The sequence below is a fragment of the Flagellimonas sp. B-3 genome (assembly GCF_056857835.1).
The window spans coordinates 517,114-529,847 of sequence record NZ_JBSXNW010000024.1 but is presented as its reverse complement, the minus strand read 5'-3'; the positions used below and the strand labels follow the sequence as shown (position 1 = coordinate 529,847).

Sequence of the window (12,734 nt, the reverse complement as noted above, 5' to 3'; positions counted from 1 at the left end):
TATGAAGCGAATAACAGATTTACAAGGCTCCTTTGAACTGCACAATGGGGTCCAGATGCCCTATTTTGGATTGGGGGTATATCAATCCGAAGACGGAAGCGAAGTTATTAACGCGGTAAAAACTGCATTGAACCATGGCTACAGACATATTGATACCGCCGCCATTTACTACAATGAAGAGGGCGTTGGCACAGGAATCCGAGAAAGCAATGTGGCCCGGAAGGACGTTTTTTTAACGAGCAAAGTCTGGAACACCGATCAAGGCTACGATGCCACCCTAAAAGCTTTTGATGCCAGTTTGAAACGCTTAGGCACCGATTATCTGGACCTGTACTTGGTGCATTGGCCCAAAGGGGAAATTTCTAAAGAAACTTGGAAGGCACTTGAAAAACTGTACAAAGAAAAACGGGTGAGGGCCATTGGCGTGAGCAATTTTCTGCAACATCATTTGGAAGATTTATTGAGCTCGGTGGAAATTGTACCGATGGTGAATCAAATGGAGTTCCACCCCTATTTGGTACAACAAGATTTAGTGGATTTCTGCAGCTCCAAAGGCATCCAATACGAAGCATGGTCCCCATTGATGCAGGGCAATATATTTGACCTCGATATCATGAAGGATTTGGCCTCCAAATACAACAAGACGATTGCCCAGATTGTTTTGCGATGGGATCTTCAAAAAGGAGTGGTCACCATTCCAAAATCATCCAAAAAAGAGCGCATCATTGCCAATTCCGACCTTTTCGATTTTGAACTTTCCGAAGAGGACGTACAATTACTTGATGGTTTGGACAAAGGCAAACGGTTTGGCCCAGACCCCGATAATTTTGATTTTTGATTCCTTCCAAACGGCGGCCTCTACTAATAGGATGGTTTTTAGCACGGGAATTTATTCAAATTAGAATTCCAAAGGTTCTTTTCTTGCATACCTCACCCTCAAAATATAGACTGTGTTTTCCTCAATAAGATAAGAGATTCGATAACGGTGTTTTTCATTGGCCCTGACATTTCCAGTATTGTTTTGTTTTAGCGCATCTACTTTATAGATTTCGGGATCGGTTGCCAAAATATTGGTGGAAGCATGGATTTCTGTAATGACCCTAATGGTTGTTTCAATGGACTTTGACTCTTCCAGTAAAGATAAAAAGGCTTGGTTCAAGTCTGCTTCGGCCTTGTGTGTCCAGATTATTTTTCTGCCCATTTTTTGATGTGCTCTGCCACTTCCTTATGGGAGTATAGTTCCCCTTTCTCTATTTGGGCAATGGATTCGTTCAGTTCCTTGTTATATTGCTCCAGACCGATACGTTCGTCGTTATCGTCATTGTAGTTGTCGGCCATGGCCTTGACGAGCCTCAAGAACCTGTGATCGGCCTTCTTGACGTATTCCAGTACACTTTGTCTTAAATCCAAGGTTGCCATACTGTTCTGTGTTTGTTATAGTAAAGGTACAATTTTCATTCCACAGCCATCATGTTGATTGTACAAAGGCTGGTTCCTAAGAAGTAAACAGCGCTTTAAGTTCCGTGGCATCGGCAGCTTTCATTTTACCGGCAAGTACCAAACTCAGTTGCTTGCGGCGAAGCGCGGCAGCATAGCGTTCCTTTTCCAAATCGGTTTCAGGCTTCAATGGAGGAACTTCCGTTGGTTTTCCGGTATCATCTACCGCAACAAAGGTATAAATGGCCTCATTGGCCTTGGTACGCTCACCGGTAAAGCGATCCTCTATCCAAACATCTATAAAAATTTCCATGGAGGTATTGAATGCTCGGGAAACTGCTGCCTCCACAGTTACCACACTGCCTAGCGGAACAGCCCTGTTAAAAGCTACGTGGTTTACGGAAGCGGTCACCGTGATCCTACGGCTGTGTCTACGGGCAGCAATGCTGGCGGCTCGGTCCATACGGGCCAAGAGTTCCCCACCAAAAAGATTGTTGAGGGGGTTGGTTTCACTGGGTAACACCAAATCGGTCATTACCGTGCGGGATTCACTAGGAGTTTTAGCGCGCATACCTTTAAATTTTGCGCAAAGATATTGAAGTGTGGAATGGTTTTAAAGGAAAGCGTGATTATTTCTCGGAAAGTAACCAAGCATCTCTTGAATCCTCGGCTTTTACCTTCCTCAAAAAGGCAAGTGCTTCTTTGGGCTCGTCAAAGCTATCGTAGGCCACTTGGTGCAGCCCATATTTGTTCACGCCCAAATAAAAAGCATTATATCCCTTTTCTTTGAGTTGATTTACCTTTTTCTCGGCATTTTGCTCTTCACGGAAGGCCCCGGCAATTACATGGTGCTTACCCAACTTTTTCTTGGTCACTTTTATGTTGATGGCGGGCAGTTCCAACGGAGCACTTTCAAAAAAAGTAGCCTCTTGGATCAAGCGGGACACTTCTTGTTGGGCATCTTGACGGGCTGCCACTTTCTTTTGCTGAAGGTCACCATAGGTGCGGTACGAAGTAACCCCTAAAGAAACAGCCAATAAAAAGACGGCGGCATACTTTAACCAAGGCCTAAAAGAAGTTTGCTCCCTTTTCTCTGGAGTGATGATAAATGGAATACGTTCTTCCAATTCTTCCACCTCTTCTTTGATTACCTCACGTTGAATAGGGGTGGCTGCAAATGTGGACAGGCCAAAGGAAGATGTTAAAAAATTGATTTTTTCCTCTGGTTGAAACTGGATGCGTTGTTCGCTATTGTGCCAAAGTTTGCCGATTCCAAAAAGTTCAATGCTATCGCCCTGAACCAACTTATTGTTCCATTCCTGTGCAATACTCTCCACTTCCCGAAGCATTTCTTCATATCCCAAATTCTTTTCTTTGGCAATATGGGACACCAACAGACCATCATTTTTGGAAAGTTGGGCGTTAAAGGAAATGGTCTTGCTCGGCGGCACCAAAGTATTGGTGGCCAAATCAATTTCAGCGGACTTGCCTTGTGTCAAAAAAGCACCAAAACCAGGCACTACGACACAGTTATAATCGAACAAGAGCTTTTCTATGTATGAATCAATCCGCATAAGCACAAATATTGCAAAAAAAGGGACAGTACAAAATATGCAGGATAACTTTTTATTAACATTTGAAAAGCTGTATTTTGTGGACAACTTTGACGCCCAAATCAAATGACTGAACCTGAAATTATTGCGGCTTTGCGGCTGCAAAATATTCCCAATATAGGGGATGTTACGGCCAAAAAATTAATTGCCCATTGCGGAAGTCCAATAGCCGTTTTTGAGGACAAACTGCACCATCTTTTAAAAATTGATGGCATTGGTAAGATGACTTTGAAAGGTCTCCATGATTCCATTCATCTTGAAGAGGCCCAAAAAGAGTTTGAGTTTTTGACCAAAGAAGACATCACCATGTCCTATTTTATGGATGATGGGTACCCCACCCGTTTGAAGCATTGTGTTGATGGCCCTATTTTGTTGTTCCAACGAGGTAATATCAATTTGAATGACCAAAAAATCATCAGCGTTGTTGGAACAAGGAACGTAACCAAATATGGCACATCGTTTTGTAATCAATTTATTGAGGAGATAGCCCATCTAAACCCGATTATTGTTAGTGGTTTGGCCTATGGCGTTGATATTGCCATTCAAAAAGCAGCAATGGATCATGGATTGCAGACCATTGCCTGTATGGCGCACGGGCTCAATCAAATTTATCCCAAAGTGCATGCCAAATACAAATCCAAAATAGAAGCAAATGGAGGTTTTATGACCGAATTTTGGAGTACAAGCCAACACAATCGGGAGAATTTCCTAAAACGAAACCGAATTATTGCCGGAATCAGCGAAGCAACCATTGTAATAGAATCCGCTGAAAAAGGAGGCAGTTTGGTAACGGCGGATTTGGCTCACGGATATCACAGAGAGGTGTTTGCGGTTCCCGGAAGGGCCACGGATAAGTGGAGCAAAGGCTGTAACGACCTCATCAAATACCAAAAAGCCCATTTGTTGACCTCAGCAGCCGAGCTTGTGTATCTTTTAGGATGGAAAATTGAGGAAGAAAAGCAAGAGAAGACGGTACAAAAACAGCTGTTCATCGAGTTGGATGAAACAGAACAGTCAATCTACTCTTATTTGCAAGTGAACGGAAAACAACTGCTAGACACCGTGGCTTTGGAGTGTAATCTGCCCATTTTTAAGGTTTCGTCCACTTTGCTGAATATGGAAATGAAAGGCGTGATCCGACCATTGCCCGGTAAAATGTTCGAGGCGATATGATCGGTCAATATGGAAAATCTCAAAAATTAATCATTCCGATTAGATTTCTCGGTCACAAGTTCCTTTACATAAATGACAACAAATGTATTACTCGGTTGGCAAAGGCGGGGGCGTATTGCCTCCCAAGAACGATTTCAATTCCTCTACCTCTTTCAATGCGGTCCAAGCAGTCATACCTTGTTTCCATACCAAACTGTCACGGTTAATGGTTCGTGAGGCGAATAGGGAACGCATTTGCTCAAAGGTCACTGGACCGTGTTGGGTTCCATTCGTTGCATAATGGTACATGGTTTGTGCAGGCAGTGGTGGAGGAACGGCCCCAGCCGAAGGTTGCGCAGCTTGCTGTGGTGCAGTTTGGGTGTTTCCGCCCATCATGCCGCCCATTTGTTGGGCCAGTGCAAATCCCATACCCATGCCCATGCCGGCACCAGCAGTACCCCCTTCATTTTGAGCAGCGGCCTCAATGGCTTTTGCAGTCTTGAATTTGGTCAATTTATCCAAATCCAGTTTATCGATTCGGCTATATTCAAAGATTTCCTTTTTAAGATCTTCGGGCATGGAAACGTTCTCGATATAGAATTTTTCCAAGGAAATGCCCACACTTTCAAACTCGGGTGCCATTACTTCCCGACAGGTGTCCGAAAGTTCGGTAGTGTTGGCGGCATAGAGCTCAATGGGCAGATTGGCTTGGCCGACGGTATTTGTAAATCGGGTGGCAATCAAACTTTTTAAGTGCTCATTGATTTCAAAATTGGTGAAATTGCTGTCCGTCCCCACAATATCCTTGATGAACTTTCCTGCATCGGAAATTTTAAAGGCGTATGTTCCAAACGCTCTTATTTCTACCAAACCAAAACGGTCATCACTTAAGGTGATAGGGCTTTTGGTGCCCCATTTTTCATCGGTAAACAAATGGGTGTTCACAAAATACACTTCGGCCTTAAAAGGAGAGTTGAAGCCATATTTCCAACCCTTCAAGGTGGCTAAAATAGGCAGGTTTTGTGTGGTAAGGTCGTAAGTGCCCGGTCCGAATACATCGGCCAACTGCCCTTCATTGATAAAAACGGCGGTCTGCCCTTCGCGAACAATAAGTTTGGCGCCGTTTTTTATTTCATTTTGATAGCGCTCAAACCGATATGCAATGGTGTTGTCGGTGTAATCGAGCCATTCGACAATGTCGATAAACTCGTTGCTGAGTTTTTCCTTGATTTTTCCAAAAATATCCATGGTAGTGTTTTTAGTTTTAATGATGCTTAATTTATGAAAAAAGAAGATTACTTCCGTTGGGTTAGTATGAAATGCCAAGGTATTGTTACAGTTGGCTCACAATCAGTCCATTTTTACAGCCTCTTTCAGCATTTTCAAGACTTGTTGTTTCGGAAGGGCCTCGATTTTGTGTCCATCCCGCCCAATCATCGTCTCCCCGGCAAAAAGGGAATTCAAGATGGCTTCCTCGGTCGCTTCAATGGTAGCGAGAAACAAAGGTGTCATGGCGTTATTTCGCAAGGTTGTCACGGTTTGTGTCGGGTTTTCACTTTGATACGGTATTCGACATGCTTTTGCAGTGGAAACCGCAATCACATAATCGCCGCTTCCATTACTGGCAATACCTCCCGTTCGTGAAAGACCCAACATGGCCCTTTTGGCCAAGCGTTCCAAGTTTCGGGAATCCAGCGGAGCATCGGTGAGCACAACCATCATGCAGGAACCATCCGCAGAATATTTGAGAGCGTCCGAATAGCGGTCGAGTTGCTTGTCCACCTCTACTCCGGCAATCTGCAAAACACCCCCAAAATTGGTTTGGACCATTACGCCCACGGTATAACCGCCCAATTTTTTGGGCAACACTCTGGATGATGTTCCTATGCCACCCTTGAACCCAAAACAAATGGTTCCTGTTCCGGCCCCTACATTACCTTCGGCAACAGGGCCCGATTTTGCATTTTCGATAGCTTCAAGCACATGTTCTTCCGTAATATGGCGACCTCTGATATCGTTGAGGTAACCATCATTGGTCTCACCGACCACGGCATTAACGGAACGGACATCTTCGTTTTCAGGCTGATTGAGCGTGTAACCAATAACGGCATTCATCGCTGTGGAAACACTTAAGGTATTGGTCAAAATGATGGGCGTTTCCAAATTGCCCAATTCCTTCACTTGGGTATAACCAGCGATTTTGCCAAAACCATTGCCCACATAAATAGCGGCGGGTACTTTTTCCTGAAAAATATTTCCAGAATGGGGAAGAATGGCGGTGACTCCTGTTCTAACGTTATCACCCTTAATTAGTGTGGAATGCCCTACTTGTGCCCCGGGCACATCGGTGATGGCATTCAAGGCTCCGGGTTTTAGGACACCAATCTCGACCCCATGGTCCCGAAGACGGTTTTGGGATAGCATCAACAAGGGCAATATCAAAAATAAATAACAAAAACTGTGATTTCGCTTATTCATACTGATCCATTAACCTTTCAAAACACTTACCGTAACCAACAATTGCCCAACATGGCGCTGGCTGTGTTCGGCCGCATGGAAAAGTAATCCTATCACGGTGGTGGGAAGCTTCTTTCTTCCCACAAAGCGTTCGTTTGTAAGCGTCGTTTCCGGGATAGTTTTAAAATAGTCCAAAGCTTGGCCCACCTTTGTCTCAAAATCCACTATCAGTTGCTGGGATGTTGGAGCATTTTCTCCATTCCCTTCGTTCTTTAAGTATTGGAATTGTGCATCCGTCAAACTTTCTTCCTTGGCGTAGGTCAGTAATCGATCTAACACGCCTGTCAAATGTTTTAGGTGAAACCCGACCGAAGCCCTTCCAAATGGCTTTTCCCAAAGCTTGTTTTCGGGGAACTCGGACAAATATTCCTTTATTTCCCGCACAGATTGCAACAAGGCATGTGCTGCAGGTTGCAAAAGTGCGGGTACCTCTGGTATAGGACCACTTAGCCAATACTCCTGGGTGGATGACATAAAAATTTTACTTTTTAAAAATCCCTGTAATCACCGGCCAAATATTTGTTGGCTTTTTCTTCTTTGAATTGGGCGGTTTCTGCATCCCAATGCAAGGTTTCTCCTGGGAAGCGCCCTGCAATGGTGCCCAATAAAATGGTTTCGGTCAATCTTGCCGCATAATCAAAAGGTGCGGTAGTGGTACCCTTGCCCAAACAAGCATCTACAAATTGGTGGTAATGTTTAGGTCCTTCAGTGGCATAATTCCGGATGGGTTCCCCCAAGTTGTGCTCTTCGGAAACCTTGGCGATTTCTTTGGAGATGTCCACGTATTTTCCCCTTCGAATTTTCTTTGGCAATTGCATAAAGTGAGGTAGCAACAAACGTCCCTTTTCACCTACGAACATAGCTCCCTGTTCCGGTAATTCGTTCTCACCTGCTACTCCTGCATCCAAGGAAATACTGTTTTCATTATTCTTATCGGTGGACTTTTTGTTCTTTTTCATGTCCATGCCCGGCAACATAAGGTCTTCGTGCATTTCTGGAACGCCAGGCCCATCGTACCAAATCCATTTTAGGGATTTGCCCGTGTATTTGGTGCCTGGGAATTCATAGGTAACCGTATTTTTTTCTGGGAAACCAAATCCATTGGTGGGTCTGCACTGTGTCATAATGGTTCTTGGAACATCCAGTTCCAAAGCGTTGTATGGGGTATCAAAAATATGCACACCCATGTCGCCCAAGGTGCCACAGCCATAATCCATGAGTTTTCTCCAGTTTCCGGGGTGGTACATTCCATCTTTATAGGGCCTTTCTTTGGAGGTGCCTAACCAAAGGTTCCAATCCAATTGGTCAGGAACGGGGTCTTTTCCTTCAGGTAATGGCCCATCATAGCCCCAGTTTTTGGGAGACCAGGCATGTACGGTGTGCACTTTTCCGATAATACCGGACTGGATCAAAAGGGTGGCCAGTTTGTAATCGTAAAATGAATGTACCTGAATACCCATTTGCGTGACCAATCCTTTTTCGGCTGCCAATTTTTTCATTTCCCTAGATTCGGAAACGTAGTGCGTCAATGGTTTTTGACAGTAAACGGGCTTGTCCATGTTCATCGCCATCAACGAAGCTGGTGCATGCGTATGGTCGGGAGTGGAAACGATAACGGCATCAATTTCGTCGCCCATTTCTTCCAGCATGGCACGGTAATCAAAAAAGATACGTGCCCCCGGATGCATTTTATGGGCGGTGGATAGGTTGATGGCATCTACATCGCAAAGAGCGATTACCTCAACTGCTTCGTGGGATGAGACGGCCTTTAGGTCCTCCATCCCCATATTACCGACTCCAATGTGGGCTGTTCTTAGTTTTTCTTTTGGGAAGCCTGCCTTTAAAATGGAAGGGGCAAACATAATTCCGAGTGCTCCCACACTACTTTTCTTGATAAATTCTCTTTTGTTCATGGTTGGAGGTTATAGTTTTTTAATTTTTATGTTTCTGAACCAAATAGGGCTCGCATGATCTTGAAGGGCAATGTAGCCAGTTTTGTATTTTCCGTAGTCGGGCGCATTGTCCCATTTGCCCGAATTCTTTTTGGCTTTCCAGTCATCGGACCAAGGCACAAATTCCAATAATTTTTTACCGTTGAGCCAGTGTTCCACCTTTTCGGGGGTGAACACGATTTTTGAGGAATTCCATTCTCCTACCGGATTCAGTTGTTTTTGAGATTCGTCCGCGGTATGCATGGCATAATCGGCACCTGTTTTTTGCCAATCTTGAAGAAGCTCTGGGTGTTCTGCACCAAATTGCGAGTTGTACCCTGTCAAATCGTGTATGTCCGCATAGTTTTCATCATCGATGATCTGATATTCCGGGGCAACTACGGGAGGACCATCATATCCTTCTTTTACATGGTAAAAAATGCCGCTGTTGGCCCCTTCGGGTATTTTCCATTCCAGATAGAGTTCAAAATTATCGAACTCTTCGGCTCCGTAAATAATATCTTTTCCACCAGTATAATCCTGTTCCAGCCCCAGTTCGGTGTCAAAAGTGAGGACACTGTCTTTTATCGTCCATCCAGGTGGAAGGGAATCCATACCGTAACCGCGCCAGCCTTCCAAGCTGGTGCCATCAAAAAGATGGACCCATTCGGATTTCTTTTCTTCCGGCTGGGAAGTTGTTGTTTCTTCTTTTTTGTTGTTGGATTGGTTTTTACAAGCAGCTATCGCCAAGATTAAAACGGCGAGCCTTAAAAATTTGAGCATGGTTTAGTTTTTGATTTTTTATCTGCGAGGTTAAAGTACAAAATAATTGGATAATTTTTTTGTGCCTTTTTCACTACTTTTAAGGCAGACTAACTCAACACTTTAAAAATGAAGACTTGCTTTTTCAAAATTGGTATGCTTTTGCTAACCGCAACATTGTTTATTGCCCCAATGCATTCCCAGCGCAGGAACAAAAAACAAAGCGCACCGGAATACCCCGAAAAATTATACTCAAGTTTGGAATACCGATTGATCGGTCCTTTCCGTGGAGGCCGTTCCGGAACTGTTGCCGGAGTACCGGGAGAACCTAATTTATATTATTTCGGAGCTACAGGTGGTGGTGTATGGAGAACCACCGATGGAGGCCGTACCTGGGAAAATATTTCCGACGGTTATTTTGGAGGGAGTATCGGTGCCGTTGAGGTGGCACAAAGTGACCACAATGTGATTTACGTAGGTGGAGGAGAACAAACCGTTCGCGGCAATGTTTCATCGGGCTATGGCGTTTGGAAAACAGAGGATGCTGGAAAAACCTGGAAATCATTGGGCCTTGACAAAAGCCGTCATATTTCCCGAATGCGGGTACACCCCGATGATGCCAATATTGTGTATGCCGCTGTAATGGGCAATTTGTACAAGCCTACCGAAGAAAGGGGCGTTTACAAAAGTACCGATGGGGGAGAGTCATGGAAAAAAGTGCTTTTTGCCAATGATATGGCTGGAGCGGTCGATTTGACATTTGACCCGAACAACCCACGGATTTTGTATGCATCAACCTGGAGAATTGAACGAACTCCCTATAGTTTGAACAGTGGCGGAGAAGGTTCTGCGTTATGGAAAAGTACCGATAGCGGAGAAACATGGACAGAGATTTCCAACAACGAAGGTTTCGCGACCGATACTTTAGGAATTATCGGTGTGGCCGTTTCGCCCCAAAACAGCAATAGGGTCTGGGCCATGGTAGAGAACAAGGAAAAAGGAGGTCTGTACCGTTCCGATGATGCAGGTAAAACTTGGGCTCTTGTTAACAGCGACAGAAGTTTAAGACAGCGTGCTTGGTACTATACCCGAGTTTATGCCGACACCAATGATGAAGATGTAGTTTATGTGCTTAATGTAAGCTATCATAAAAGTACGGATGGAGGAAAAACTTTTGAATCTTCCAATGCCCCGCACGGTGATCACCACGACCTTTGGATCGCTCCGGAAGATTCCAATCGCATGATCATGGCTGATGATGGAGGCGCTCAAGTAAGTTATGATGGTGGTGAAACCTGGAGTACCTATCATAACCAACCCACAGCACAATTTTACAGGGTTACTACAGATAATGCATTCCCTTACAGAATCTATGTGGCACAACAAGATAACTCCACCCTAAGAATCAATTACAGGAGTGATGATGGTTCCATTGGAGAGGATGATTGGGAAGAAACTGCCGGTGGTGAATCCGCTCACATTGCCGTGGACCCAACCAATGATGATATTGTTTATGGAGGCAGCTACGGTGGATTATTGACCAGGGTGAACCATGCAAAAAATACAGCTAGGGCAGTTAACGTATGGCCGGACAACCCCATGGGCCATGGAGCCGAAGGGATGAAGTATCGTTTTCAGTGGAACTTCCCAATCATGTTCAGCAAACATGACCCGAACAAATTGTACACCTTTTCCAACCATGTGCACATGACCACCAACGAAGGTCAGAGCTGGGAGTTGTTGAGTGGAGATTTAACTAGAAATGATCCTACAAAATTAGTGTCCAGTGGCGGACCGATCACACAGGATAACACCAGTGTGGAATATTATTGTACCATATTCGCAGCGAACGAAAGTCCTTTAAAAGAAGGATTATTGTGGGTGGGCAGTGATGATGGATTGATTCATGTGACCAAAGACGGTGGTCAAACTTGGGAAAATGTTACACCACCAAATATGCCCGAGTGGAACATGATCAACAGTATTGAGCCATCGGCTTTTGACGAAGGTACCTGCTACGTGGCCGCTACGCGTTACAAATTGGGTGACTTTGCACCATATCTCTACAAAACTACCGATTACGGAAAAACTTGGACCAAAATCACCAACGGAATCGAGGATGAGCATTTTACCCGTGTGGTAAGGGAAGACCCTAAAAGAAAAGGCTTGTTGTATGCAGGCACGGAAACGGGTATGTATATCTCCTTTAATGATGGGGCCGATTGGGAAAAGTTTCAGTTGAACTTGCCCATTGTTCCCATTACGGATTTGACCATTAAAGACGATAACTTGATCGTAGCGACCCAAGGTAGAAGTGTTTGGGTGATTGATGACTTGACAGTTTTGCACCAATTGGATGATGCCACAAAATCTGCAGATGCTATTTTGTACAAGCCAAGAGATAGTTACAGAACCAAAGGAAGGGCAGCTAGAAAACCATCAAAAACAGAAGGCGAAAACTTGGCCAACGGAGTCATTACTCATTTTTACTTGAAAGATTTTTCCGAGAAGGACAGTGTTTCATTAACCTATACCAAAATGAACGGCGATACTTTGGCAACCTATAGTACTTATGCCAAGGAGAAGGATAAAAAATTGGAGGCCAAAAAAGGTGGAAACACCTATGTTTGGGACACCCGCGGCAAAGGAGCTGAAAGATTGGACGGCATGATTTTGTGGTGGGCCAACCTAAGCGGGCCTAAAGCCGTTCCTGGAACATACAAAGTTAGTTTGAATGTCAACGGAAATGCCCAAACGGAGAACTTCACCATTCTTCCCGATCCAAGGGCAGAAGTTACGGTGGCCGATATGCAAAAACAGTACGATTTCATCACCGAGGTGAACGAAACCGTGGACAGAGCGCATCAATCCATTAAAAAAATCAGGGAGATCAATGGCAAGTTGGACGAATTCATCAAAAAGTATAAAAATGATGAAGCGACCAAAGCTTTGGTGGAAAAAGCCAAAAAAATGAAAGAGCAATTCAGTTCCATTGAAAAAGAACTGTATCAGACCAAGAACAGAAGTAACCAAGACCCATTGAACTTTCCCATCAAACTGACCAACAAACTGGCACACTTGAACAGTTTGGTTTCCATTGATGATTTCCCGCCGACGGAGCAGGACATCGCCGTTAAAAATGAAATGTCAGGCAAAATAAACGAGCAATTAAGGGAATTCGATAATTTGGTCGATGAAGAGATTTCCGCTTTTAATGCAGAGTTCAATCAGCTTAAATTGAATTATTTGAGTATCGAGGAATAAACAGAATGAGGGTGTATAAAAAGCAACAAAAGATTGAATTTGTCAGGTTGAGCGCAGT

12 protein-coding genes are annotated in these 12,734 nt (G+C 44.3%); 3 read left to right on the top strand and 9 right to left on the bottom strand.

What is annotated here, in order from left to right:
* Window position 1 precedes the first annotated feature (1 nt).
* A complete protein-coding gene (locus tag AC13CS_RS14925) occupies window positions 2–838 on the top strand; it encodes an aldo/keto reductase (protein WP_293166413.1) in 837 nt (278 codons plus the stop codon).
* Window positions 839–898: 60 nt separating this feature from the next.
* On the opposite strand, the gene AC13CS_RS14920 is transcribed toward AC13CS_RS14925, so the two are convergent.
* The 4 genes from AC13CS_RS14920 to AC13CS_RS14905 all read right to left on the bottom strand — a co-directional run bounded on the left by AC13CS_RS14920 (window position 899) and on the right by AC13CS_RS14905 (window position 3,011).
* Entirely contained in the window at window positions 899–1,201 is a 303-nt protein-coding gene (locus AC13CS_RS14920; protein WP_293166415.1) for a type II toxin-antitoxin system RelE/ParE family toxin, read from the bottom strand.
* Window positions 1,186–1,419 (bottom strand): hypothetical protein, encoded by a 234-nt coding sequence (locus tag AC13CS_RS14915; protein ID WP_293166417.1) that lies wholly within the window; start codon window positions 1,417–1,419, stop codon window positions 1,186–1,188. Before AC13CS_RS14915 ends, AC13CS_RS14920 begins: the two co-directional genes overlap by 16 nt.
* 76 nt (window positions 1,420–1,495) lie before the next feature.
* Entirely contained in the window at window positions 1,496–2,008 is a 513-nt protein-coding gene (locus tag AC13CS_RS14910) for an acyl-CoA thioesterase (protein ID WP_293166419.1), read from the bottom strand.
* Between the two features lie 58 nt (window positions 2,009–2,066).
* Window positions 2,067–3,011 (bottom strand): HU domain-containing protein, encoded by a 945-nt coding sequence (locus AC13CS_RS14905; RefSeq protein ID WP_293166421.1) that lies wholly within the window; start codon window positions 3,009–3,011, stop codon window positions 2,067–2,069.
* 105 nt (window positions 3,012–3,116) lie between these two features.
* Here AC13CS_RS14905 and dprA point away from each other — a divergent pair, with 105 nt between their 5' ends.
* On the top strand, window positions 3,117–4,223 hold the full coding sequence (gene dprA, locus AC13CS_RS14900) for a DNA-processing protein DprA (RefSeq protein ID WP_293166423.1): 1,107 nt from the start codon (window positions 3,117–3,119) through the stop codon (window positions 4,221–4,223).
* 87 nt (window positions 4,224–4,310) lie between these two features.
* Here dprA and AC13CS_RS14895 read toward each other — a convergent pair whose 3' ends face one another.
* The 5 genes from AC13CS_RS14895 to AC13CS_RS14875 form a co-directional block, all read right to left on the bottom strand.
* Window positions 4,311–5,450, bottom strand: a complete 1,140-nt coding sequence (locus tag AC13CS_RS14895; RefSeq protein ID WP_293166425.1) for an SPFH domain-containing protein — start codon at window positions 5,448–5,450, stop codon at window positions 4,311–4,313.
* A gap of 102 nt (window positions 5,451–5,552) precedes the next feature.
* Window positions 5,553–6,680 carry a DmpA family aminopeptidase gene (locus tag AC13CS_RS14890; protein ID WP_293166427.1) on the bottom strand — a complete coding sequence of 376 codons (1,128 nt, stop codon included), beginning with the start codon at window positions 6,678–6,680 and terminating at the stop codon, window positions 5,553–5,555.
* A gap of 9 nt (window positions 6,681–6,689) precedes the next feature.
* A complete protein-coding gene (locus AC13CS_RS14885) occupies window positions 6,690–7,193 on the bottom strand; it encodes a DinB family protein (protein WP_293166429.1) in 504 nt (167 codons plus the stop codon).
* A gap of 14 nt (window positions 7,194–7,207) precedes the next feature.
* Window positions 7,208–8,632: a Gfo/Idh/MocA family protein gene (locus AC13CS_RS14880; RefSeq protein WP_293166431.1), complete on the bottom strand. Its 1,425-nt coding sequence runs from the start codon at window positions 8,630–8,632 to the stop codon at window positions 7,208–7,210.
* A gap of 9 nt (window positions 8,633–8,641) precedes the next feature.
* Entirely contained in the window at window positions 8,642–9,433 is a 792-nt protein-coding gene (locus AC13CS_RS14875) for a 3-keto-disaccharide hydrolase (protein ID WP_293166433.1), read from the bottom strand.
* Between the two features lie 108 nt (window positions 9,434–9,541).
* On the opposite strand from AC13CS_RS14875, the gene AC13CS_RS14870 reads away from it, so the two are divergent.
* Entirely contained in the window at window positions 9,542–12,676 is a 3,135-nt protein-coding gene (locus tag AC13CS_RS14870; protein ID WP_482888853.1) for a VPS10 domain-containing protein, read from the top strand.
* Window positions 12,677–12,734: the final 58 nt, after the last annotated feature.